General features: G+C 69.2%; 18 protein-coding genes and 2 pseudogenes. 11 read left to right on the top strand and 9 right to left on the bottom strand.

The window, feature by feature from the left end; all coding sequences use genetic code 11:
* The first annotated feature begins 88 nt into the window (after positions 1-88).
* Positions 89-454, top strand: coding sequence for a short-chain dehydrogenase/reductase SDR (locus OG223_RS44680; RefSeq protein ID WP_329262062.1), 366 nt, complete (start codon positions 89-91; stop codon positions 452-454).
* Positions 455-566: 112 nt separating this feature from the next.
* Here the strand turns inward: OG223_RS44680 and OG223_RS44675 are convergent.
* Positions 567-1412: pseudogene (locus tag OG223_RS44675) on the bottom strand (zinc-binding dehydrogenase); the annotation flags it as partial.
* Between the two features lie 50 nt (positions 1413-1462).
* On the bottom strand, positions 1463-2641 hold the full coding sequence (locus tag OG223_RS44670) for an ABC transporter substrate-binding protein (protein ID WP_443073873.1): 1179 nt from the start codon (positions 2639-2641) through the stop codon (positions 1463-1465).
* Positions 2642-3249: 608 nt separating this feature from the next.
* Between OG223_RS44670 and OG223_RS54040 the strand changes: the two are divergent.
* Positions 3250-3573 (top strand): annotated as a pseudogene (locus OG223_RS54040) (transposase); the annotation flags it as partial.
* Entirely contained in the window at positions 3570-3845 is a 276-nt protein-coding gene (locus OG223_RS54035) for a transposase (protein ID WP_443073872.1), read from the top strand. The pseudogene OG223_RS54040 and the gene OG223_RS54035, both read left to right, overlap by 4 nt.
* A 76-nt stretch (positions 3846-3921) precedes the next feature.
* On the opposite strand, the gene OG223_RS44660 is transcribed toward OG223_RS54035, so the two are convergent.
* From OG223_RS44660 to OG223_RS44640, 5 genes are all read right to left on the bottom strand, one after another.
* Positions 3922-6237, bottom strand: a complete 2316-nt coding sequence (locus tag OG223_RS44660; protein ID WP_329262054.1) for a beta-glucosidase family protein — start codon at positions 6235-6237, stop codon at positions 3922-3924.
* A gap of 229 nt (positions 6238-6466) precedes the next feature.
* Positions 6467-7285: a carbohydrate ABC transporter permease gene (locus OG223_RS44655; protein WP_329262051.1), complete on the bottom strand. Its 819-nt coding sequence runs from the start codon at positions 7283-7285 to the stop codon at positions 6467-6469.
* Positions 7282-8130: a carbohydrate ABC transporter permease gene (locus OG223_RS44650; RefSeq protein WP_443073801.1), complete on the bottom strand. Its 849-nt coding sequence runs from the start codon at positions 8128-8130 to the stop codon at positions 7282-7284. Before OG223_RS44650 ends, OG223_RS44655 begins: the two co-directional genes overlap by 4 nt.
* Before the next feature lie 98 nt (positions 8131-8228).
* Positions 8229-9512, bottom strand: coding sequence for an ABC transporter substrate-binding protein (locus OG223_RS44645; RefSeq protein ID WP_329262048.1), 1284 nt, complete (start codon positions 9510-9512; stop codon positions 8229-8231).
* Between the two features lie 269 nt (positions 9513-9781).
* On the bottom strand, positions 9782-10816 hold the full coding sequence (locus OG223_RS44640) for a LacI family DNA-binding transcriptional regulator (protein ID WP_329262045.1): 1035 nt from the start codon (positions 10814-10816) through the stop codon (positions 9782-9784).
* A 237-nt stretch (positions 10817-11053) separates the two neighbouring features.
* On the opposite strand from OG223_RS44640, the gene OG223_RS44635 reads away from it, so the two are divergent.
* A complete protein-coding gene (locus OG223_RS44635; protein ID WP_329262042.1) occupies positions 11054-13321 on the top strand; it encodes a glycosyl hydrolase family 95 catalytic domain-containing protein in 2268 nt (755 codons plus the stop codon).
* Positions 13322-13399: 78 nt separating this feature from the next.
* Here OG223_RS44635 and OG223_RS44630 read toward each other — a convergent pair whose 3' ends face one another.
* Positions 13400-14398, bottom strand: coding sequence for a LacI family DNA-binding transcriptional regulator (locus OG223_RS44630; protein WP_329262039.1), 999 nt, complete (start codon positions 14396-14398; stop codon positions 13400-13402).
* A 362-nt stretch (positions 14399-14760) separates the two neighbouring features.
* Positions 14761-16281: a carboxylesterase/lipase family protein gene (locus OG223_RS44625; protein ID WP_329262037.1), complete on the bottom strand. Its 1521-nt coding sequence runs from the start codon at positions 16279-16281 to the stop codon at positions 14761-14763.
* Between the two features lie 398 nt (positions 16282-16679).
* Between OG223_RS44625 and OG223_RS44620 the strand changes: the two genes are divergently transcribed.
* From OG223_RS44620 to OG223_RS44590, 7 genes are all read left to right on the top strand, one after another.
* Complete coding sequence (locus tag OG223_RS44620) at positions 16680-17210, top strand: PadR family transcriptional regulator (RefSeq protein ID WP_317771786.1); 531 nt, start codon at positions 16680-16682, stop codon at positions 17208-17210.
* 20 nt (positions 17211-17230) lie between these two features.
* The gene (locus tag OG223_RS44615) at positions 17231-18211 is read left to right on the top strand and encodes an NADPH:quinone reductase (protein ID WP_329262032.1); all 981 of its coding nucleotides are present in this window, start codon (positions 17231-17233) and stop codon (positions 18209-18211) included.
* 180 nt (positions 18212-18391) lie between these two features.
* Entirely contained in the window at positions 18392-20857 is a 2466-nt protein-coding gene (locus tag OG223_RS44610; protein ID WP_329262029.1) for an MMPL family transporter, read from the top strand.
* A gap of 155 nt (positions 20858-21012) precedes the next feature.
* A complete protein-coding gene (locus tag OG223_RS44605) occupies positions 21013-22317 on the top strand; it encodes a sensor histidine kinase (RefSeq protein ID WP_329262026.1) in 1305 nt (434 codons plus the stop codon).
* Positions 22314-22970 carry a response regulator transcription factor gene (locus OG223_RS44600; protein WP_329262024.1) on the top strand — a complete coding sequence of 219 codons (657 nt, stop codon included), beginning with the start codon at positions 22314-22316 and terminating at the stop codon, positions 22968-22970. Before OG223_RS44605 ends, OG223_RS44600 begins: the two co-directional genes overlap by 4 nt.
* Positions 22971-23078: 108 nt before the next feature.
* Positions 23079-24023: an SGNH/GDSL hydrolase family protein gene (locus OG223_RS44595; RefSeq protein WP_329262022.1), complete on the top strand. Its 945-nt coding sequence runs from the start codon at positions 23079-23081 to the stop codon at positions 24021-24023.
* A 278-nt stretch (positions 24024-24301) separates the two neighbouring features.
* The gene (locus OG223_RS44590) at positions 24302-25045 is read left to right on the top strand and encodes a response regulator transcription factor (RefSeq protein ID WP_329262020.1); all 744 of its coding nucleotides are present in this window, start codon (positions 24302-24304) and stop codon (positions 25043-25045) included.
* Positions 25046-25179 lie beyond the last annotated feature (134 nt).

Below are 25179 nucleotides of genomic sequence, written 5' to 3'. Positions count from 1 at the left end.
GTGGCTGCGCCTCGCCGGCGGTGTACGGCGTGGTCAGGTGGCGGCGTCAGGTGCGGGCTGCCGGCGGCTCGTGGTCCAGGAGGCGAGGATGCGCAGCGCGTCGCGGGAAGGGGTACCCATCCACACCACTGTCGTGGAACCCGGCTTCTTCCGTACCGAGTTGCTCGTCGACGGCTCCACCATCTGGCCCGAGCCGACCATCGACGACTACGCCGAGCGCACCACCGCCACCGTCGGCGCCTGGAAGAGCATGAACGGCCGGCAGACCGGCGACCCCGCCGAGCTCGCCCGCGCCCTGCTCGCCATCACCGACCAGGACAAACCCCTGCAGCGCTTCGTCGCCGGCGCCGACGCCATCGAAGGCGTCAAGGCCAAGGCCAACGAACTCCTCGCCCAGGCCGAAGCCTCCCGCGAACTCGGCGGCGACCTCACCCACGACGACACGACCGCCTGAGAGTCCCGGGAGGCCGGCTGTCGCGCCGCCGCCCGAACAGCGGCAGCGGCACTCTTCGAAGAAGGCGCGGCATCCGGCGTGGGGCGTCCGGGAGGCAGTGTTCCGGTCTGCGCTATTGAGGGATGGCGATCAGGACCCGGCCGCGGCCTCCGGCGTCGACGCGGTCGTGGGCCTTGGCGATGTCCTCCAGCCGGTAGTGGTCGCCGACGTCGACGCTGAGGGCGCCGACAGCGGCTGCGGAGGTCAGGTCGCGGGCGGCCTGACTTCTGGCCTCGGCCGGGAAGTCGTCGCTGCCGAGCAGCCGCAGGGTGACGTTGTTGAACAACAGGGGCCAGAACGGGATCTCGGTGCGGTCGGCGCGCGTGGCGTACGCGGCGATGACGGCGTTGTTGGCAGCGACGGCGTTGTCGAGATCGGCGTTGTCCGACAAGGCCACCTCGATGATCCGGTCGACGCCCTGGGGTGCGTAGGCGCGGATGGCCGCCGCCGGGTCCTCCTGGTCCAGGGCGACGGCGTGGGCTACAACGGCCGGGTCGACGCGGTCGAGGTCCGCACCACGGCGAACGGTGGCCAGCACGGTGGCGCCTGCCCAGCGGGCGAGCTGAGCCGCCACCGAGCCCACGCCTCCGAGGACGCCGTGCACGAGCACGAGCTTTCCCTCGACCGGCCCGTCGGCGAAGACGGTGCGGTGGGCGGTGATCCCGGGGATGCCCAGGCTCGCGCCGAGTTCGTCACCCAGGTGGTCGGGCAGGGGCACGGCCTGGCCGTCTGGTACGACGGCGTACTGGGCGGCGGTACCGAAGGGACGGTAGGACTGGGCGCCGTACACCCAGACCCGCTGCCCGACCCGACGGGCGTCGACCCCGTTGCCGACCGCGTCGATGACGCCGGCGGCGTCGCTGTGCGGGATCACCCGCGGGTAGGGCATGGACGAGCCGAGCCAGCCGCGCCGCTTCTTGGCGGAAAAAATACAGAAGGTCGACTGGAATACCGAGCGGAAAGGGATGCCTATTTCTTTAGATGTAGAATTGCACGGGCAAACTGCTTTGGCGCGCTCCGCCCGCTGAACAACTTCTGGACTTCGGCGAGAATCAGGGTCCCCAGCCTGAGGTCGAGCGCTTGATCCCAGGACTGCGTGAAGGTCGTTGCATTCCGCACGAGATCATACTGAAATTTCGCGTATGCCGGGTCAGGAGATTTGGCCAACATTTTCTCGGCGTTGGTCGTGACTGGCACTTCGCCTTTCTTTATCAGTCCCTCGACGTAGCTGTCGCTGTAGGTAGTCTTGAGGAACGCTGCGGCGGTTTCCTCCGGCACACCGGAGGTCACGGAGATGTAATTGGTGGGATTGCCGACGATATTGTTTGGGTCACCCTTTCCACCCTCGACCGTGGGGAAGGGAACATAACCGAGATCATTCTTGGTGAAGTCCGGATCCTGGCCCTGTTGGACAGCGTATTCCCACGAGCCCATGAGGACCATCGCCGCCTCACCCTTCGACAGCATGGTGGAGGTGCCGCCGGCGCCGTAATTGATCGAGCTGAAATTTTTCCCGAACGCCCCGCTGTCCACCAGGTCCCGAATCATCTGCGCAGCTTTGAGAACTGCGGGGTCGCTCCACAGCCACCACTGGCCGTCCTGGATATCTTGGAAGAACCAGGGCCTCGCTAGGCGTTCAACGAGGTACTCGACCCACATCAGCTCAGTCCACAAGGAGCTGGAATTACCCGCGAGCGCAATAGGCGTTACTCCCTTGCCCTTGAAGACCGTCACCAAGTCCGTCAGGTTGGTGTAGCTCTTCGGCGGCTCCACAGCCGCATCAGCGAAGACCTTCTTGTTGTAGAAGAGAAAAACCGGCTGAGTGCCGCGGCAAGGCAGCCCAAGCAGCTTGTCGCCGACCTTTCCAGCTTCGAGTGCAGAAGACAGGAAGTAGATCTCCAAGAAATTGTCGAGCTCTTCCAGCTTTCCGGCCTTGTCATAATAGGCAAGGTCGCCGCCACCCCAACTGAAGAACAATCCCGGCATCTTGGAAGATCCCATGGCTCTCCGCAACTTGTCCTTGTACTTGTTTGCGGCGATCACGGACATCGATATCTTTCCATGGCCAGTAGAGTTGAACGCATCCACTGCCGCCTGTTGAACCGAGTTCGTAGGATCCTGTAGCGTCCAGAAATCCGTAGATCCAATTCCGTTAGACGCATCACTGGCGAACGAGCCGCAACCAGCCGCGGAGAGGCCAGTCGCGGCAGCAGCAGCGGTGAGGAACCACCTTCGGGAGCCTCTGTTCATTGAACACCTTCCGAGTCGACAGCATCCGCGTGGGGACGCACTTCACTCTGCGGGTCCTTAAGGGCCTGCAGAGCATTGCTGTGGGGGAAGGCGACGGCTCGACATGCCGGGGGACTCGCGAACCGCCCGCGTCATCGCAGCCGAGGCCAAGCCAGCCAACTCCAGGCTAAACATCGGCATTTAGCTGCGGCAACAGTCGGAGGGCGTCGATCGCGAAAGGTTTTCGTGATTTGACGATTTGTGGAATTCGAGCCACAGGGCGTCTGAAAAGCCTGTCCGCGGACAAGTTGCCTGGTAGCGGGGTGGCGTCGCACTTTCGGGAGCTGGGGTGTGCGGGCTGCGTTCCCGTTACTCGACGGATCTTTCTGATCCGGAGTGGGAGATCCTCGACGCGCCGGCGTACCGGCTGCGGGCCGGCCGTGCCTGGAGACTGCTGCGCACGACCTGCCGCCGTGACAGACGGTCTGCCACGGCGGCAGTGGCAGCAAGAAGGCGTGTGGGAGCGGATGTTGACGGCGCTGCGCGAACGCGAGCGGGTGCAGTTCGGCCGTGATCCCACTCCCGGCGCCGCCATCGTGGACAGCCGGAGTGTCCGGGCCGGCGAACGCGGTGGCCTGCATGGATACGACGGCGGCAAGAAGGCCCGCGGCATCAAGCGTCACCTGCTCGTCGACACCTGTGGCACTGCTTTGGTGGTCTGCGTGAGCCCGACCGGCGTCGGCGGTCGCGATGGTGCCGTGGTGCTGTTCTCCCGGGCCGCTGATGCCTCTCCGCGCCTTCGGCACGTGGGAGCGGACCAGGGCTACCGCGGCGCCGGCCTCCGCGCCTGGGCCCGGGAAGCCACCGGCATCACCGTGGAAGTCGTGCAGCGCCGCGACGGAGGATTCCGCTCGACCTGGGCGAAAGAGGGGCACCACCACCGGCAGTGCCCCTCTTCTCGGTGGTCGAGCGGCATTGGGTGGTGGAGCGGACATTCGCCTGGCTGGGACGGTGCCGCCGCCTGTCGAAGGACTACGAGTACCTGCGCGTCTGCTCGGAGAACGCCGTCCACCTCTCCATGACCATGCTCCTCGTGCGCCGCCTCGAAAGATCAGCCCACTGACAGGCTTTCCAGACGCCCTCCAGGAGGCTCCCCGCACCTGACACGGGGAGCCTCCTGGCCGACGGAGTACCCGAGGTCAGCCCGGGAGCACCCTGACGGGGGCGGTCATGGTGCGGGTGCTGTCGACGATGCGCTCGTCTCCTTGCAGGGTCACCTGGACGGGAATGCCGCGGTCGCCCGCCGACCGGGCGACGGTGAGCGTGAGGTCGCCGGGTTCGACGCGTCGGCGAAGGTCTCTCCCGGTGAAGGCGGCCATGTCCGTGTGGACCTCGAACTCGACGACACGGGTCTCACCGGCGGCGAGGTCGACGCGGGTGAACGCGATGAGCTGGCGGACCGGGCGGGTGACCGAGGCGACCGGGTCGGTGAGGTAGAGCTGGGGGACGCAAGTGCCCGCGCGCTCACCGGTGTTGGAGACCCTGGCCCGCAACGTGATCGTCGCGTCGACGGACACGACGGCTTCGTCGACGGACGCGCTCTCGATCTCGAAGGTCGTGTACGACAGACCGTGTCCGAACGGGAACGCGGGTGTGGGGTCGATGTTGCTCACGCCGTCGCTCTTGAGGGCGAGCGGTGGCGCCAGGTAGGTGCCCGGCTGGCCCGCCTCGTCGCCCGGGATCTGGACCGGAAGGCGCCCGGAGGGGTTGATCCGGCCCGAGAGGACACCGGCGACCGCCGCCGCCCCTTCCTCGCCGGGGAAGAATGCCTGGACAGTGGCGCCCGCCCGCCGGGCATGCCGGCCGATGGCGTACGGACGGCCCGAGAGGACGACGAGGACGGCTTGGTTCGCCGCGTCGAGGACGGCCTCCACCAGTTCGTCCTGGACTCCGGGAAGTGTCAGCACGCTGACGTCGCAGCCCTCGCCGGAGGAACCGTGTCCGAACAACCCGGAGCGGTCACCGACGACGAGGACCGTCACGTCGGCCGCGGCGGCGGCAGCCACCGCGGCGGCTATGCCGCTACGGTCGTCCCCAATGACCTGGCAACCGGTCTCGTGGCGGACCTCGGCGTCGGGGAACTCGCGCCGGAAGGCGTCGAGCACCGTGGGCGCCTCGACGCCCAGGGGGGTGTCGGGGTGGTGGGGCAGTACGTGGTTGGGGAACGAGTAGCAGCCGAACAGGCACCGGACGTCGTCGGCCGCAGGACCGATGACGGCGACGGAGCGCGCGCCGGCGAGCGGCAGCAGGTCCGAGGAGTTGTCGAGCAGGACGACGGACTCCTCCGCCAACTCGCGGGCGACGGAGCGGTTTCGGGCCGAGTCGAAGTCCGCGGGAGCGGTGTACTGCCCGGGCTTCCAGTCGGGATCGAGCAGGCCGAGTTCGGCCTTCTGGGTCAGGACCCGCAGTACGGCGCGGTCGACGAGATCCGCCGGCACGCCTTCGTCCAGGAGCGGCTCGCCGTATGCGGTGGTGTGGGGCAGTTCGACGTCGATCCCGGCCCGGAGCGCGGCACGTGCCGCGCCCGGGATGTCGGCCGCCACGTGGTGCAGGGAGGCGAGGAATGCGATCGCCCAGTAGTCGGACACCACCGTGCCCTCGAATCCCCAGCTTTCGCGCAGCAGCCGGGTCAGGAGTTCCTCGCTGGCGCCGCAGGGCACGCCGTCTATGTCGTTGTAGGCGTTCATGACCGAGCCGACCCGGCCCTTCACCACGGCCTTCTCGAACGGCACGAGGATCAGGTCGGCGAGTTCACGGGGACCGACGGCGGCGGGGGCGTGGTTGCGGGCGGCCCTGGAGGCGGAGTAGCCGGCGAAGTGCTTCAGCGTGGCGACGACGCCGCCCGACTGCAGCCCCTGCACGTAGGACAGGCCGAGTTCCGAAACGAGGTAGGGGTCCTCGCCGAGGGTCTCCTCCACCCGGCCCCAGCGGTAGTCGCGTACGACGTCCACGACGGGTGACAGTCCCTGGTGGATGCCGACGGCAGCCATGTCCGAGCCGATGGCCGCGGCCATACGGTGGACGAGGGCGGGGTTGAAGGTGGCCGCCCAGGCGAGCGGTGTGGGATAGACCGTGGCCTGCCAGGCGGTGAAACCGGTGAGGCACTCCTCGTGCGCGATGGCCGGGATACCGAAGCGGTTCGCCGCCGTCACCCGCTCCTGGAACTCCGCGAGGCGCTTGCGGCCCGCCTCCGGGTCGACCGGCGCCGTACCGAACACCCGGGTCAGATGCCCGAGGCCGTCGACGATCGCTTCGTCGAAGCTCTCGGCGCCGCGGAAGGTGTCCTGCATCGGGGCCACGTCGCCGGACTCGTCGTGGCCGGGCCAGGTGCTGCCGAGCTGTGCGACCTTCTCGGCCCTGGTCATGGTGTCGAGGAGGGCCCGCGCGCGAACGGACGCCGGCAGGGCGGGATCGTTCCACAGCCCGGTCGTCGGGCGCTCGTCGCTGATCGTCAAGGTCTCATCCGTTCTGTTGCGGGGGGGGGTGCGCGAGAGCGCGCGAATGGTCCAAGAGGTCGAGGAAGCACCGCCGACCGGGAAAGGAGTGGGCCCGGACGCCGGTCCGGCGGTCATGGGGAGGCAGACACGCCGGACCGCGTCGCACGGGGGAGTCGGCGCCTTCGGCGTCCGGGCCCCGAACGGGGCGGCGTCCCGGTTCGGCTCACCCGGCGGGAACGCGGCACCGTTACTTGCCGCCGGCTCCCATCAGACCCGCGACGAGGGCGCGGCGGGCGAAGAGGTAGACGACGAGGATGGGAACCGCGGACATCAGCACCGCGGCCAGCAGGGCCGGCACGTTCGACCCGTACTCGGAGACGAAGTTGTACAGGCCCAGCGTCACCACCTTGTTGTCGTTCGACTGGGTCATGATCAGCGGGAACAGAAAGCCGTTCCACGCCTGCAGGGCCGTGAAGACGCACGTGGTCGCGATGGCCGACTTCGCCATCGGGACGACCAGCGTCAGCAGGGTCCGTGCCGGGCTTGCGCCGTCCAGTGCCATGGCCTCGTACAGCTCGTTGGAGATGTCCCGCATCCCGCCGCTGAGGACCAGCACGCTCACCGGCAGCGCGAACGCGGCGGTGGGCAGGATGATGCCCCACAAGGTGTCGTAGAAGCCGAGATTGTTGATGATCAGGAACAGCGGGATGATCACCGCCTGCGAGGGGATCGCCAGGCCCAGCAGGAACAGGCGGAACACGCCCTTGGTCAGCCAGCCCCGCCCGCGCACCACGGCGTAGCTGATCGGGACCGCGAGCGCCAGCACGATGGCGACCGTGGCCACCGCGACGACGACGGTGTTCCAGATGTACTGCAGGAAGCCGCTGTCCAGAACCGTGCGGAAGTTGTCCAGGGTCACGGTGTCGGGGATCGAGACGGGACCCTTGTCGGTGTACGTCGTCTGCGGCTGTACCGCCGTGTTCACCAGCGCGTACAGCGGGACGCCGATGATCAGCAGCCAGACCAGGGCGGCGGCGCCGGCGAGGTAGTTCGGGCGCGTCCTCACAGCCCCTCCATCGTGCTCGTCATCTTGTCGTACCCGCTGAGCTTCGTGAGGAGAACGGAAGCGGCGGTGGCGAGCAGCAGCAGGAAGCTGGCGATGGCGCTCGCGTAGCCGTAGTCGTATGTCCGGAAGGCCGTCTGGTACATGGAGAACGGCAGGATCGCCGTGTCGGTGCCGGGGCCGCCGTTGGTCAGCAGCAGGACGATGTCGAAGGCCGTGAGACCGCCGACGACCATGAAGATGGTCGAAGTGATCATCGTGTTGCGCAGCTGCGGCAGCGTGATGTGGACGAACTGCCGGACCCGACCCGCGCCGTCGATCGCCGCCGCCTGGTAGAGCGTGTGCGGGATGGCCCGGGCGGCGCCCTGGTAGAGCAGGCTGTGGAAGGGGACGAACTGCCAGGTGGTCACGAGGACCAGGCAGGCGATCGCGCCCTGCTGGGTGCCCATCGGATTGGAACCGAAGAGCCATTCGAACTTGGACGGCAGGCCGAAGTTCGGGTCCAGCAGCTGGCGCCACATGACGGCCGTTGCCGCCGTGGACAGCAGCAGCGGCAGGAAGAACAGCGCCGACAGGATCGCCCGGTTGCGCTGGGGACCGGCCGCCCAGACGCCCAGCAGGATGCTGACCGGCGCCTGCACCACGATGTTCCCGATCAGCAGGACCCCCGTGACCGAGGTGGACTGCCAGACCTGGCTGTCGCCGAAGAACCGCGACCAGTTCTCCGTGCCGGTGAACTGCGGTGCGTTCAGGCCGTCCCAGTGCGTGAAGGAGAGGTACAGCACGCCCACCATCGGCGCGACGGCGAAGACGAGGAAGAACAGCAGCCCGGGAACCGCCCAGGCCACGCCGGGCCGCTCCAGGGTGGGGGGAGCGGCCCGGTCACGAACCCGTTGCTGAGGCACGGGACGCGAAGTCGTTGCGGAGACCACGTGGACGCGCCTTCCTACTTCTTGATCGCCAGAACCGCGCTGACGAACTGCTCCGGCGAGCTCTGCCCGTTGAACAGCTTCTGGATCTCGGTCAGCAGCGGCGTGCCGAGGGTGAGACCGAGCGCCTGATCCCATGACTGGGTGAAGGAAGGGGCCTTCTGCACCAGGTCGTACTGGAACTTGGCGTACGCCGGGTCGGCCGCCTTGGTGAGGTACTGCGCGGCGTTGGAGGTGACCGGCACCTCACCCTTCTCGACCAGCCCCTGCACGTAGCTGTCGCTGTAGGTGGTCTGCAGGAAGTCCGTCGCGGTCTGCTTGGCGGCGGAAGTGGTCACCGAAAGGTAGTTCGTGGGGTTGCCGACCACGTTGGCGGCATCGCCCTTGCCCCCCACCACAGAGGGGAAGGCCACGTATCCCAGGCCGTTCTTCGCGAAGTCGGGGGCCTCGGCCAGCTGGGTCGCGTACTCCCACGAGCCCATCAGCACCATCGCCGCCTTGCCCTTGTTGAGCAGTGTGGAGGTGCCGCCGGCGCCGTAGTTGACCGATCCGAACTTCTTGCCGAACGCGCCGCTGTCCACCAGCTCCTTGATCATCTGCGCGGTCTTGAGGACGGCGGGGTCCTTCCACTGCGACCAGTCGCCGCCCTGGATCTTGTCGAACAGCTTCGGCCCCGCGAGGCGGTCGACGAGGTACTCGACCCACATCAGCTCGGTCCACGAGGAGCTGGCGTTGCCGGCGAGCGCGAAGGGGGTGATCCCCTTGCCCTTGAAGACCTTGACCAGGTTCTGCAGCTCGGCGTAGGTCGTCGGCGGCTGAACGCCCGCGTCGGCGAAGAGCTTCTTGTTGTAGAAGAGGAACACCGGCTGGGTGCCCCGGCAGGGGATGGCGACCAGCTTGCCGCCGACCTTGCCCGCGGCCAGGGCGGACGGCAGGAAGTGGGACTCCAGGGCCGTGTCCAGCGTGACCAGCTTCCCGGCCGTGACGTAGTCGTTCAGGCTGCCGCCGCCCCAGCTGAAGAACACCCCGGGCATCTTGGCCGAGCCCATCGCGGTCCGCAGCTTGTCCTTGTACCCGTCGGTGGCGATCACGGTCATGCTGACCTTGCCCTTGCCGGCGGAGTTGAAGGTGTCCACCGCCGACTTCTGGACCGAGTTGGTCGGGTCCTGCAGCGTCCAGAAGTCGACGTTGCCCGTGGGCGAGGACGTGGAGCTGCCCGACGAACCGCAGCCGGCCACGGTGACGCTCAGCGTGGTCGCCGCCGTAGCGGTGAGGAACCATCTCCGGGACACACTGTTCATCGTTGAACACCTTTCGAGTCGGCAGGATCCCCTTCGCGGGTGCGCTGCACCCGGCAGGCCGTCCCGGGCCTGCCCGCACTGAGGGATCTGGGTCGATGGCCATGACCGTCAGGCGCTGTTGCGCAAGTGTTGCGGTTCCGTTGCTCCTGCGGTTGAGCTGGCGTCGGTCACGTTAAGCGGCGCAATTCGGCCGCGGCAATATCGGAGCGAAATCACTTCCGAAAGACTTTCGCTACCCGAGGGCTTGCGGAACCGGCTCGGGTTCGTCCCTATTTCCCGGTTTCGGGCGGCGCCGTGGACATGCGCACGACGAGTTCGGTCGCGAGTTCCCTGCGCGTCGTCGCGGGCGGTCTGCCGTCGGCGAGGTTCAGGAGGACGCGCGTGGCCTCCTGGCCCAGTTCCCTGAACGGCTGCCTCACCGCGCTCAGCGGCGGCGAGGCCATGGCGGCCACGAGGGTGTCGTCGAACGACATCACCGACAGCCCGCGCGGTACGGCGATGCCCAGTTGCCGGGCGGCCTCCATCGCGCCGAGCGCCTGGACGTCACTGGCGGCGAAGAGAGCGGTTGGTCTCTCGTCCCGCTCCAGCACACTGCGGGCGGCGCGCAGTGCCTCGCCGTAGTCGAAGTCCGTCGAGCGCACGAGCGTGGCGTCGAAAGGGATCCCGGCCTCCGTCAGGGCGGCCCGGTAGCCGTGCAGGCGCGCGGACCCGGCCAGCGAGTGCGACCGGCCGGCCAGCATGCCGATGCGGCGGTGTCCGAGGTCGATCAGGTACTGGACAGCGGTCGTCGCGCCGTGCCAGTTCGCCACCCCGACACTGGGGATGTCCCCGGACGGCGCGTTCAGGGGATCGACGAGCACCACCGGAATCCGCTGCTCCAGGATCCGGCGCTCGTCCCGCTCGACGAGAGTGGAGATGACGATGACGACCCCGAGGGCGTCCAGCTTCTGAGACTCCTCCAACCACTGTGCGACGGAGCGCCGACTCGTCGTGCCGACGGTCGTGTGGACACCGATCTCGGCCGCCGAGTCCACGATGCCGCGGACCACTTCCAGGGTGTACGGTCCCGCCAGGTCGCGGAACACCGCAAGGATCTGCCGTCGCCGACGGGCTTCGGCCTCCCACGTACGGACAAACCCACGTTCGGCCAGCAGCGCCTCGATGCGAGCGCGTGTCGCCTGGGACACGTCACGCCGCCTGTGGACGACCTTGGACACGGTCGCCGGCGAGACGCCGACCTCGTCGGCTATCGAGGCGAGAAGCCCGTACTGGGCGTTCCGGCGGGAGCTGGTTGGGCCCGTCACTGCGGTGTGGACCTCCCGTACCCCGTCCGTTGGCCTGTTCTGATCGCGTGCTGAGCGAACGTACACGCCGGCTCGATCACGACAGGCCGGGCCGGAGCGCCCAAAGCGCCGTACACCTGCGGAAACGCGGGAACTCAAGGGCTGCGAAAGTCTTTCGCGACCCGATCGGCCACCTCTTGTAGGCTCCCCCGCAGCCTGTTCGAGCCGCTCAGGCACGTTACTTCCGGGAGGCCGGGAATGCCGGTGCACAGCATCCACGACACACAACCCGCCGACCGCTGGGAGGACGCGTTCCTCTCCGGGAACGGCGAGTACGGAATCATGGTGTTCGGGCACCCCCACCGGGAGCGGATCGTCCACAACCACCACCGTTACGTGCTGCCCAACGAGTCCCTCGGGATGCGTCCGCCGGCCGTCGCCGACCGTCTTGAACAGGTTCGCGACCTGGCCCTCGCCGGGGAACGGGAGCGGGCACAGCGCGAGTTCTCCGACGGCAGGGGGATGGCCTGGACACAGTCCTTCCACCCCGGGCACATGCTTCATGTGGACACGACCGCCGGGGACGGCCCTGTCGAGCACTACCGCCGGGTCACCGACTTCGCCACGGGCGAGGTGCGGGTCAGCTGGTCCGACGGGGAACGGGAGTGGGGACGGCGTGCGTTCGTGTCGCGCACCGACGCCGTCGCGGTCGTCGAGATCACCGGTCCGCGGCTCGACCTGGCCCTACGACTGTCCGGAGAGCTGTCGGGCCGCCCCGCCGAGGTCACCTTCACGACGTCCGCCGAGGTCACCGGGGCCGGCGAGGCGTCACTCGCCGTCGTGGGCGAGTATCCGCCCGGTCCCGGTGCGGCGGGATTCACCGGCGTGACCCGGGCCGTCGTCACGGGCGGCCGGGTCGCGGCGGAAGGGGACACGGTCCGTGTCGAAGGAGCGACGCGCGTCGTTCTGCTGACCCGGATGGACCGGTCGGCGCCTCTCCCCCGCATCGACGCGCTCCGCGCGGCCCTGGCCGAACTGCCCGCTGCATACGACGAGTTGCTCTCCCGGCATGCGCCCGTCCACGGCGAACTCTACGGCCGCGCCGAACTCGACCTGGGTGTGCCCGACAGCGACCGCGACCTCCCCGTGGGCGAGCTGATCGCCCGTGCCGACACCAAGACGCTGGACGGCGCGCTGATCGAGGCGCTGTTCCACTCCGGCCGCTACCTGCTGCTCAGCTCCAGCGGGGTACTGCCGCCCCGGCTGACCGGCCTGTGGCTCGGCGAATGGGGCGCCGCCTGGTCCGGCGACTACACCACCGACGCCAACATCAACCTCCAGATGGCCGGGGCGGTCCTCACCGGCATGCCCGAACTCATCGCGCCGTACGCCGACTTGATCGACGGTCAGATCGACGACTGGCGCACCAACGCCCGCACGATCTACGGCACCCGCGGGATCCTGGCCCCCAGCCGGACGGACGGCGAACACGGGCTGCTCTTCCACCTGAATGACGACTGGCCCTGGACCATGTGGCTGGCCGGCGCGGACTGGCTGCTGTTCCCGCTGTACGAGTACTGGCAGGCGACCGGCGACGACGACTTCCTCGCCCGCACCCTCGCCCCCTGGCTTGTCGAGGCCGCCGTTTTCTTCGAGGACTTCCTCACCCGCGAGGACGAAGACGGACACGTCGTCCTGGTCCCCTCCTACTCCCCCGAGGTCGGCCCTCGCGACGGGCGGGGCATGTCCGGGGTGAACGCGACCATGGACCTGGCCGCGGCCCGGCACGCGCTCGCCACCGCCGCCGAGGTCTGCACCCGCCTCGGCATCGAGCAGGCCGCGGTCGGCCGCTGGCGCGCGCTGGCGGAGCGGCTGCCGCCCTACCGCGTCGACAGTCAGGGGGCGCTCGCCGAGTGGGCGTGGCCGGGACTGGAGACCGCCGACGACCATCGGCACATCAGCCACCTCTACCCGGTGTGGCCGCTGCACGACATCACCCCGGACGACACCCCCGACCTGGCCGCCGCGGCTCGCGAAGCCCTGCTGCGACGGGGTGACGAGAACCTCTCCGCGCACGGCAGCCTGCACCGCGCCCTGGTCGCCGCACGCCTCAAGGACAGTGGGACGGCGAAGGAGAACGTCCTCAAGATCGTGGGCCGCAACATGGTCTTCCGGTCGCTGATGACCTCGCACAACCCCGATCTGGAGATCTACAACGCGGACGCCGCCCACTGTCTGCCGGCCGTGGTCGTGGAGATGCTGCTCGACTCCCGGCCCGGGATCGTGGAACTCCTGCCGGCCCGGCCCCCGGAGTGGCGGTCCGGCAGCCTGCGCGGCCTCGCCACGCGCGCCGGGGTCGGCGTCGACGAGCTGACGTGGGATGTGTCCGAGGGCCTCGCGAAGGTGGTTCTCACCTCGCCACTGGAGCGGGACATCGTCCTCGTGTGCCGTGACGGCTCGGACCGGCGGCGGACCGTACACCTGCTGCCGAACGTCCCCACCACGGTGACCGTCCCGCTCGCCTGAAGCCTCAGGGGCGGGCGGAGGCGGGACGCCCGCCCCCGGGGCAACCACAACGGTGCAAGGTGTGCGCCCGGCAATCGCTCACTGTGTGTCGACTCGCCTGCGCACCGACGTCGAGGTGCGCAGCACGAGCTCCGTCGCCAACTCGATCCGGGACGACGCGGGCGGTCGCCCCTCCGCGAGTTGCACGAGCACCCTGGTGGCCTCGGCGCCCAGTTCCTCGAACGGCTGGCGCACCGCGCTCAGTGGCGGACAGGCCATGGCCGCCACAAGGGTGTCGTCGAAGGACATGACCGCCAGGTCCTCGGGAACGCTGAACCCGTGCTGACGGGCCGCTTCCAGGACGCCGAGCGCCTGCGCGTCACTTGCCGCGAAGACGGCGGTGGGTGGACTAGCGGAGCGCAGGATCTGCAGGCTGGCGAGCAGCCCTTCTTCGAAGTCGAAGTCGGTCGAGCGCACGATCGCCGGGTCGTACGCGATCGCCGCCTCCTCCAGGGCGGCCCGGTAGCCGTGCAGCCGCGCGGCCCCGGCCAGCGAGTGCGAACGGCCCGCGACCATGCCGATCCGGGTGTGCCCGAGGCCCAACAGGTGTTGTACCGCTTCCCTGGCCCCGCTCCAGTTCGTCACGCCGATGCTCGGAATGTCGTGCGTCGGTGCGCTCAGCGGGTCGATCAGCACCACGGGAAGCCGCCGCTCGACGATCCGGCGCTGGTCTTCCTCGGCCAGCATGGAGATCACGATGATCAGGCCCGCCGCGTCGAGTGCCACGCACTCCTCGAGCCACTGGGAGATCGAACGGTGACCCGTCGTCCCGGTCACCACGTCCAGGCCCAGTTCGTCCGCCGCGTCCACGATCCCGCGGACGACTTCCAGCGTGTACGGCCCCGACAGGTCACGGAACACCGCGATGATCTGACGCGACGCCGCGGGATCGGGTTCTCCCGGGCGGACATACCCGTGGCGTGTCAGCAGGTCCTCGACCCGGGCTCGCGTCGCCGCTCCGACGTCGGCACGCCGGTGCACGACCTTCGACACGGTGCTGAGCGACACTCCCGCCTCGCCGGCGATGCTGGTGAGCAAACCGTACTGCGCATCCCCGCGCGTGCCGCCCCGAACTGTCACTCGTACGCCTCGCCTTTGAGCTGCCACTCGAAACTCCGCCGCAAGCCAACAGGACGAAAGGTCCGGTGACAAGGCTGCTGCGTCGGATGACCCGACCGCACCTGTCCGCGCGACCTCTACGCGCCGTGGTCCGTGAGCAGCACGCTGTGCGCCGGTGGCACGTCCCCGCGAGTGAGCCTGAGTACAGGCCCGGACCGGTACCGCTCCGGCCACTCCCCTCTCGCTCGGCGACGGGAGGGTGGCAACGGTGAGCGACGGCCGGGACGGCCGACCAGTGATCAGCCGGCCGGCCATGGAGCGGAGGTGCGGAGGTGGCGGGGCTACGCCGTCGTCAGGGGCAGCGCGGCGAAGGTGTGCTGTTCCCAGAGTCGACGGACGGCCTCCTCCGGGTACGCGGTCACCGTCGGTTCGGTGTCGAGGAGTTGGACGAGGCGGCGCTCGGGATCGTACGCGGGCCAGCCCGGGTCACCCGTGGTCGCGAAGGAGGTCCAGGCGGAGCGGAAGCGGGCGGAGAGCGCCTCGGTCTCCGGCGAGGGGACGGGACCGGTCAGCATGGCGCCGAGACCGCCGTAGACGCCGAACGTCAACGGCACGTCGAGTCCGTGACAGGCGCCCAGGGCGCCGCCGTTGGCGGGCGCGGCCCAGGTGAGTTCGTACACGTGCGCCCGGCCGCCGCCTGCCACCTGCGCCTCCGCCAGGTGCAGCGACGGCATCCGGAACAGCCAGTCGGACTGCACCAGTTCGAACAGATACTCCGCCGAAGCGTCCGGAAACGCGCCACGGTAGGCCGCCTCGCTCTCCGGCCCCGGTCCGAACAGGCCCAGCGCCATCGAGGCCAGCCCCTCGTCCACCTGGCCGAGCAGCCCGCCCAGCATCAGGAAGAGGCGGTATTCGTCCCTGTTGTGCCCGGCGATCAGCTCCACGTCCCGCGCGGCGCCGCTCGCGAGGGCCTGCCACGGCGTGGTGGGCAGGACATCGCCGTCGACGACGGGCGAGAACGGGGTCGGAGTCAGAGCGACCGGCCCCCAGCGCTCCACGTACCCGCGCATCCGGCCGGTCAGATCGGCTCCCGCCTCGGGCAGCTTGCGCGGATCCACACCGGACAGATCGGCGACCGTCGGGCGCAGCCCCAACCCACCTGCCAGCACCTCGGCGATGTCACCGGCCAACGCGGAGGAGAAGAAGGTACCCGGCACGCTCTGGGTGATGGCCCGTCGGAACAGACCCCGCGCCCGCGGCATGGCCATCAGGGCGGCGATGGACCCGGCACCCGCGGACTCGCCGAAGACGGTGACCTGCTCGGGGTCGCCACCGAAGGCGGTGATGTTCTCGCGCACCCACTCCAGAGCCGCGACTTGGTCGAGCAGACCGCGGTTCGCGGGCGCGCCCTCGATCAGGGCGAACCCCTCGATGCCGACTCGGTAGTTGAGGGTGACCACGACCAACTCGCCGTCACGCGAGAGGCGACTGCCGTCATAGGCCGGGTCGTCGGCGGAGCCGAACTTGTACGCGCCGCCGTAGATCCACACCATCACCGGCCGCCGCGCGGCCGGGTCCGTCTCGGGCGTCCACACGTTGACCGTCAGCCAGTCGTCACCGGCCGGAAGACCGGCGGGAGCCTCGGGCTCGGGACCCGCCTGCTCCTGCGGAGGAGGCGGACCGAACGCGAACGCCTCCCGCACACCGTCCCAGCCGTCCACGGGTCGCGGCGCCGCGAAGCGCGCCGCACCCACCGGCGGCTGCGCGAACGGGATACCCCGGAAGACCTCCAGGCCACCCTCACGACGACCGCGGACAGCGCCCGCCACCGTCCTGGCCTCCGGAAACTCGCTACTGCTCATCGACGACTCCTCAAAGGACCGGCCACCGGGCACGGTCAGCACGCGGGATTCAAGCGGGTTACCGAACGGGATACGCGGCCACCCCAGATTGTGGTGAACCATATTTCACTAGGCGAACTCATTTGTCGACGAGTTCACGCCTCGAAGCCCCCGTCCCCAAGGGCGAAAGCCCGACCCCCTCCCGCCTGGAGGGAGACAGGCGTCGCCGCCGCAGCCGTGACCTTCGCCGTCGCGGCCCTCGCCCCCCTCCGGCGGTCGACGGACGCCGCTCCGGGCACCCAACCCGTCGCGGAGACTGTCGCAGGCAGGCCGACTTCCGAAGTCTGACGGCCAAAACCGACCAAGACATCGATTCGATGTAGATATCGATTCGATGACACACGTGAGAAAATGGCCGCATGCTGGAACTCGCGATACTGGGCTTCCTGGCCGAGGGCCCCCTACCGGGTCATGAGCTGCGCCGACGCGTTTCGGACCTGACCGGCTACACCCGGCCGGTCAGTGACGGCACCCTCTACCCGGCCATCAACCGCCTCGCGAAGGCGGGCCTGCTGGAACGGCGGGCCGATCCGCGCGCCGGTGCGGGCCGCTACATGCTCAGCCTGACCGAGGCCGGCCGCGCCGACATGCTGGAGCGCCTGCGCAAGCCGGCCGACCACGAGATCACCGACTTCACCCGTTTCTACACGGTGCTGTCCTTCCTCTCGCACCTCCCTGACATCGCCGAACAGCACGCGGTACTGCGTCGACGCCTGGCGTTCCTGGAGGAGCCGGTGAGCTTCTTCTACGACGGTGACCGGCCCCTGCGCGCCGAGGAGGTCGCCGACCCCTACCGGCGTGGCCTGCTCCTCACCGCCCGCGCGACCAGCCGCGCCGAACGCGCCTGGCTCCGCGAGGTCCTGGGTGAACAACCGCCTGAGAACCCCTGATAGACCCCGGAGGCACATCCATGCTCGCGTCCTGGTACGACCGGCAGGGCTCCGCCGCCGATGTCCTGCACGCCGGTGAACTGCCCGACCCCCACCCCGGCCCCGGCGAGGTGCGCGTCCGCGTGGCCATCTCGGGCGTCAATCCCGGCGACACCAAGAAGCGGCGCGGCTGGCTGGGCTCCTCCATGCCGTATCCGAGGGTCGTCCCGCACAGCGACGCCGCCGGCGTCATCGACGAAGTGGGCGACGGCATCGACACCCATCGCGTCGGAGACCGGGTGTGGATGTACGGCGCCCAGTCCTACCGGCCCTTCGGCACCGCCGCCCAGTACACCGTCGTACCCGATCAGCAGGCTGTACGTCTCCCCGACCACCTCACCGACGAGCTCGGCGCGAGTCTGGGCATCCCCGGCATCACCGCTCACCGCGCCGTTTTCGCGGACGGCCCGGTCGACGGCCGTATCGTCCTCGTCCACGGTGTGCTCGGCGGCGTCGGCTCCCTGGCCGCCCAGCTCGCCCGCTGGGGCGGCGCCACCGTCATCGGCACCGTCCGCCGTGGCGACGACCTCGCCCACGTCGACGCGACCGCCGTCTCCCACGCCGTCGCCCTGGATTCGGCCGACCCGGCGGCAGCGATCCGCTCGTACGCGCCGGGCGGTGTCCACCGCGTAGTCGAGGTGTCCCTGTCGGCCAACGCCGACCTCGACAACGCGGTCACCGCGCTCGACGCCGTCATCGCCGCCTACGGCACCCACGCCGACCGTACCGAACTCCCCTTCTGGCCCCTGCTGTTCAACAACGTCACCCTGCGGCTGCTCGGCAGTGACGACTTCCCCGCCGTGGCGAAGCGACAGGCCGCGCGTGATCTGACCGCGGCCGCCGCGGTCGGCGCCCTCACCGTCGACATCGCGGACCGCTACCCGCTGGAGGACATCGCCAAGGCCCACGAACGGGTCGACGCGGGCGGGCGGGGCAGGGTGGTGGTCACCGTCCCCGGCTGACCGGAGCACGGCCGGTCGCCACGTTGTCAGGAGGAGGGCATTAGTCCTGCGGTACTAATCGGGGCCTGTCGATTCGATGCCACAGGGGGCAGGGAGCGCGGAAAACCGCCCCTAGCTTGAGATCAAGGGTCGATCAGGCCCTGCTCACGTAATGATCTCTTCTCCTGGTGGGAGTACCCCGTGGCCACCTTCCTCTATCGACTGGGACGGCTCGCCTTCCGGCGACGACGCCTGTTCCTGATGTTGTGGATCGCCGTCCTGGCCGCCGTAGGCATCGGCGCCATGAGTTCCACCGGCTCCACCTCGGACAGCTTCACACTGCCGGGCACGCAGTCCCAGAAGGCCATCGACCTGCTGCAGAAGGAGTTCCCGCAGGCCTCCGCCTCCGGCGCCACCGCCCGGGTCGTCTTCGAGGCCCCTTCCGGCCAGAAGCTCACCTCCGCCGCCAACAAGGCGGAAATCACCTCGCTGGTGGCCGAGTTGAAGACGTCGCCGCAGGTGGCGAGCGTCTCCGACCCGTTCACCAGTGGTCTGGTCAGCAAGTCGGGCTCCATCGCCTACACCCAGGTGTCCTACAAGGTCGCCAAGTCGGACGTCAGCAGCGCCGCGCACGAGGTCCTGAACAAGGTCGCCGCGGAGGGTGAGAAGGCCGGGCTGACGGTCAGCATGGGTGGTGACGCGGTCGAGGACAAGGCGGCCAGCAAGGCTGCCGAACTGATCGGTCTCGCGGTCGCCGCGGTCGTTCTGGTGATCACCTTCGGCTCGCTGATCGCGGCCGGACTCCCGCTCCTGACCGCGATCCTCGGCGTGGGCGTGGCCGTCATGTGCATCACCATCGCCACCTCGTTCGTGGACATGGCCTCGGCCGCCTCGACACTGGCTCTGATGCTGGGTCTGGCAGTGGCCATCGACTACGCCTTGTTCATCGTCTCCCGCTACCGCAACGAGATCCGCGACGGCCATGATCCGGAGGAAGCCGCCGGGCGGGCCCTGGGCACCGCCGGATCCGCCGTCGTCTTCGCCGGCCTCACCGTGATCATCGCGCTGGCGGGCCTGAGTGTCATCGGCATCAAGATGCTCACCTCGATGGGCCTGGCCTCCGCCTTCGCGGTCGCTGTCGCCGTGGTCATCGCGCTGACCCTGCTGCCCGCGATGCTGGGCTTCGCCGGGACGCGGATCATGAAGGGCAAGCTCCTCAGCCGCCGCATGCACGCCCTGGAAGAACGCGGCGAGGGCGAGGCCATGGGCGTGCGCTGGGCCAAGTTCGTCACCCGCAACCCGGTCAAGGTCCTCGCCGTCGCGGTGATCGGCCTGGGCCTGCTGACCATCCCTGCCATGTCCCTGCGCCTGGCCCTGCCCGACGACTCCATGAAGTCCCCCGACAGCACCCAGCGCGTCGCCTACGACACCCTCAGCAAGGGCTTCGGTCCCGGCTTCAACGGTCCCCTGACCGTGGTGGTCGACGCCCGCGACAGCAAGGACCCGAAGGCAGCCGCCGCGGACGCGGTGGCGCGGATCAAGAAGCTGCCCGACGTGGCCGCGGTGCGCGACGCCGCGTTCAACGAGTCCGGCGACGTGGCCCTGATCGGGGCCATCCCGAAGAGCGCGCCGAGCAGCCAGGCCACCAAGGACCTGGTCAAGGACATCCGTGCCCAGAGCGGCACGCTGCACAAGGACACGGGTGCCGACCTGATGGTGACCGGCACCACCGCCGTCAACATCGACGTCTCCAGCAAGCTCGGCCAGGCCCTCATCCCCTACCTGGCGATCGTGGTCGGCCTGGCGCTGATCCTTCTCCTGCTGGTCTTCCGCTCGATCCTGGTCCCGCTCAAGGCGGCCCTCGGCTTTCTCCTCAGCGTGGGCGCCACGCTCGGCGTCGTGGTCGCCGTCTTCCAGTGGGGCTGGCTGAAGGGCCTCTTCGGCATCCAGGAAACCGCGCCGATCGTGAGCGTCCTGCCCATCCTGCTGATCGGCGTGGTCTTCGGACTCGCCATGGACTACGAGGTCTTCCTCGTCACCCGGATGCGGGAGGAGTACGTCCACGGCGCCGAACCCACGCAGGCGATCGTCCAGGGCTTCAAGCACAGTGCCCGCGTGGTCACCGCGGCGGCGATCATCATGATCTCGGTGTTCTCCGGCTTCCTCCTCGACGACGTGGCACTCATCAAGTCCATCGGCCTCGGCCTCGGCTCCGCCGTGTTCTTCGATGCCTTCGTGGTCCGCATGACCATCGTTCCGGCGGTCATGACTCTGCTCGGACGCCGCGCCTGGGCCCTGCCCAAGTGGCTGGACCGGGTCATGCCCGACGTGGACGTCGAGGGTGAGAAGCTCCGCCAGGCCCTGGCCGCCGAGAAGACGAGCACCGCACCCGAACCCGTATTCGCCGGCGTACCCGCGGGGAGCCACCAGGGCTCGGACAACCACGCCGCCCCGTCAGTCCTCACCAACGGCTCCGGCTCCGACACCTCGGACACGACGGGCTTCACGTCGCCGCTTCCCCGGCACCACCGTGGAAGGATCCCGGGACTGCCCGGCCTCGGACAGCGCCGCGCACGCGATGGCGACGCCACCCCATCGGCCGACACGGCCGAGCCGAAAGCAACGCCGACGAGGGGGCTGCGGAACAAACTGTTCCGTAAGAGCTAAGAGCTGACGGAGACGCGTCGCAGCAGCGACCAATGCCGACCGCTGTTCGACCACTGACCGGATCGGCCACCTCCCACCGGCCGATTCCCCAGCCCCGCCCGCCGGTCCAATCCCCCGGGACCGGCGGGCGGCCTCCCGACCCGTGAAGGACCCCCGTGACCACACCGAGCGCCCCCGCGGCCCCGGGCCCGGACGACCGCCGGGTCCTGGAGACCCTGACCAACGATTCCGAACAGCGCGTGATCGCCTCGGTCATCTTCCGGCTGGCCGCGCTGCGCCGGGCCGACCGGGCCCACCCCAAGGTCCGGCACTGGGGGGTACCGGCCTTCTGCGCCGCGCTCGGCATCAACTCCTACCTCAACCCCTACAACACCGGCGACGTCCCGGCGCAGTTGGCGCTCATCGTTGCCTTCACCGTCCCTCTCCTGTGGCGGGAACGCCGGCCCATGCTGGTCTTCGCCCTGACCGCCGCCGCCTCCGTAGTGGCCCTCCCGCTGGGCGTGTTGACCGGAGCCGAGTCCGCACGGGTCGTGGCCCTGTTCAACGTCGGCCGCTACAGCACCCCCCGGCAACTCGCTCTCGCCGTCGGCATCACCACCGTGCAGCTCGGAGTGTGGGCCGCCGTCTTCTGGAAGGGCGGTCAGCTGGAACACGCCACACGCCCCGAGGTCGTGACCCTGCTGGCCATGACCGCGATGGCGGCGTTCGCCGCACTGGGCCTGCTCAGCCGGCTGGCCAGTGCTTACATCGACGCCCTGCGGAAGGAACGCGACCAGCAGGCCCGCCTGGCCATAGCGCAGGAACGTGCCCGGGTCTCCCGGGAGATGCACGACATCCTCGGCCACACCCTCGCCGTCATCGTCGGTCTCGCCGACGGCGCCGCCGCCCTCACCGAGAAGAAGCCGGAACGCGGGGCCCAGACTCTCCGCATCATCAGTGCCAGCGGCCGTGACGCACTGGCCGAACTGCGTCGCCTGCTCTCCGTCATCGGCGAGGAGGACGACCGGCCGGGCGACATGCCGCTCGCCCCGCAGCCCGGCCTGACCGACCTCGACCCACTGCTGGACCGCGTCCGCGCCGCCGGTCCCACCGTCACCCTGGACTCCCACGGCAACCTCACCGACCTGCCTCCCGGGATCCAGCTCTCCGTCTACCGCATCGTCCAGGAGGCCCTGACCAACACCGTCAAGTACGCCGCCCCCGACACCTCGGTCCACGTGTCCCTCACCGCCGACCCGGACGCCGTACGCGTCACCGTCGAGGACACCGGCCCGGCCCGCACACCCTCGACGAACCGTCCCCGCGCGGGCGGCGGCCGTGGCCTGGTCGGCATGCGCGAACGCGCCGCCCTCTACCAGGGCACCGTCACCGCAGGCCCCAACGCTCACGGCGGCTGGTCCGTCCGCGCCCTCCTCGTCCCCAGCCCGCAGCCCAACTCCCCGGAGAAGCACCCCTCATGACCACCGTCCTCATCGTCGACGACCAGGCCCTGCAACGCATGGGCTTCAACATGCTCCTGGAGGCCCAGTCCGACATGAACGTCGTCGGTGAGGCCACCAACGGCGGTGAAGCGGTCCGTATGACCGCCGAACTCCGGCCCGACGTCGTCCTCATGGACGTCCGGATGCCCGGCATGGACGGCATCGAGGCCACCCGCCGCATCGTGGAATCCGGCGGCCGTTCACGCATCCTGGTGCTGACGACCTTCGACCTCGACGAATACGCCTACGACGCCCTGCGTGCCGGAGCCAGCGGCTTCCTGCTCAAGGACGCCCAGCCCGACGAACTCGTCGCCGGGGTCCGGGCCGTGGCCGCAGGCGACGCCGTCATCTCCCCCGGCCTCACCCGCAAACTGATCGACGCCTTCAGCGACCGCCTCCCCGGGCACAGTCCGCAGCAGCAGCGCCGACTGGCCGAACTGACCCAACGCGAGTGCGAAGTCCTCACCGCCATGGCCACCGGCTGGACGAACCAGGAGATCGCCGAGCGTCTCCACCTCGCCGAATCCACGATCAAATCCCACATCGGCCGCATCCTCACGAAGATCGACGCCCGCGACCGCGTGCAGGCCGTCATCTTCGCCTACGACACCGGACTCGTCCGCCCGTCGTAAACCGCCCCGCCCCGCTCGCCCGACCCCCAAGGGCCGCACCGACACCGCTCCATGTGTACCGCCACGTCCCCGCAACCCAGCATCCGCAACGAAGAACAGGACACAGCAATGGGACCGTTGGCACGAACCGGCATGGGCGTGGCCCTTGCCTGCGGGGTACTGGTCACCGCCGTCAGCATCGGACAGAACTCCGACAGCAGCGGCAAGAGCGACCAGAGCAACAACAAAGAGATATCCAAGGGGCCGTACGTCGCACTCGGCGACTCGTACACCTCGGGCCCCAAGATCCCTCCTCAGACCAGCACTCCGGCCGGCTGTGACCGTTCCGGCCGCAACTACCCGGCCCTGGTCGCCAAGGAACTCGGCCTGAAGGCTGCCGACTTCCGTGACGTGAGTTGCAGTGGCGCCACCGTCTCCGACCTCACCACCCCCCAGTCCACCGGCAACGGCACCAACCCCGCACAGCTCTCCGCGCTGAACACCGACACGCGGCTGGTCACGCTCGGCATCGGCGGCAACGACATCGGCTTCAGTTCGATGATCACCAAGTGCGTCGGCACCGGAACGCTCTTCAAACTGGCCGAGCGCGTCACGGACATCACCGACAAGGCACCCTGCGAGGAGAAGTACACCTCCGGCGGCACCGACAAGGTGGCCCAGAAGATCCGCACCGCGGGTGACCGCCTCACCCGCGCACTGAACGAGATCCAACGCCGTGCGCCCGAGGCCCGGGTCTACGTCGTCGGCTACCCGTCGATCCTGCCCGCCAAGGGCACACGCTGCGGACGTGGCCTGCCCATCGCTCCCGGCGACGTCACGTTCCTGCGCGAGAAGCAACAGGAGCTCAACACCATGCTCGGCGAACGCGCGCGAGCCGCGGGAGCCACGTACGTCGACACCTTCACCCCGTCCGCCGGCCACGACGCCTGCTCCCCGGCGGCCACTCGATGGATCGAACCCCTCAAGCCCAGCAGTCCCGCCGCCATGGTCCACCCCAACGAACGGGGCGAACAAGGCATGGCCACCGCAGTCCTGAGCACCGTCAAAAGCTGAGGACACGACAGTCCGACGGCAGTGAGGCCATCCGGCGGGCCACCCCGGCCTTCTGCCTCCTACGCCCCGCGACTCCGGTCGCGCGTACTCAAGCGGAGCGCGCGCCCGGTCCGCATCGGCCGTCCGTGGGGACAGGCGCCCGGTGCGGGTGAAGGGCCCGGCCACGATCCGGAACGTCCCGGGATCCGTGGCCGGGTCCGCGCCCCCACACACCGTCCCCGCCCCGACCATCGCCGACCGAACGCCTCCAGGGCCAGGTCCGCCGGGAGAACGCCCGCATGACCACCGTGCTCATCGTCAACGACCAGGCTCTGCAACGCCTCGGCCTGCGGATGTTCCTGGAAGCCCAGCCCGACCTCACGATCGTGGGCGAGGCGACCACCTACGCCCAGGCAGTCCGACTCGCCGACACGCTCCGACCTGACGTCGTCCTCATGGACATGGGCCGACCGGACGAGAAGCACATTCAGGCGATACATCGCATCACCCGGCCCGACGAGGATCCGATGGCACCTGACGCTGACGGGACGGACAGGATCCCCCCGCGGGTGCTGATACTCACGCCCTTCGACGCCGACGAGTCCGCGTGCGCCGCCCTGCGCGCCGGTGCCGACGGACTCCTCCTCAAGGACGCCCTCCCCCACGAGCTGACAGCGGCCATCCGCACCATCGCGCTCGGAGGTGCCGTCCTGTCTCCCCACCTCACCCGCGCACTCGTCGACGCGGTCCGTGAGCAGAGCCGGTCCGACCTCACCGAACGCAGACACCGGCTGTCTCATCTCAGCGAGCGTGAATGCGAGGTGCTTGCCGCTCTCGCCTCCGGCTGGAGCAGCAGGGAAATCGCCGAACGGCTCTCGATAGCCCCGACCACGGTCAAGAGCCACATCAGCAGCATCCTCACCAAGATCGGCGCCCGCGCCCGCGTCCAGGCCGTCGTGTTCGCCTACGAGACCGGCTTGGTCAGGCCGACAAGGCAGCGGCTCCACCCGAACGGCACGGACTTCTCGGATCAGTCAAGGTGAGGGCGATCGGCAGCACACTCACTTGACCAGACAATCGCCGGCGGACTGACGGCACATCGAAGCTCCGGGCGGTGCAGGCGACTTGATCGGTCACCGGCATCAACCGGAGCTTCGTTGCATACGGACCGGGCCGA

This window comes from Streptomyces sp. NBC_01478 (assembly GCF_036227225.1).
Lineage (GTDB): Bacteria > Actinomycetota > Actinomycetes > Streptomycetales > Streptomycetaceae > Streptomyces.
The sequence above is the reverse complement of the archived record's forward strand: the minus strand, read 5'-3'. Positions and strand labels throughout refer to the sequence as shown.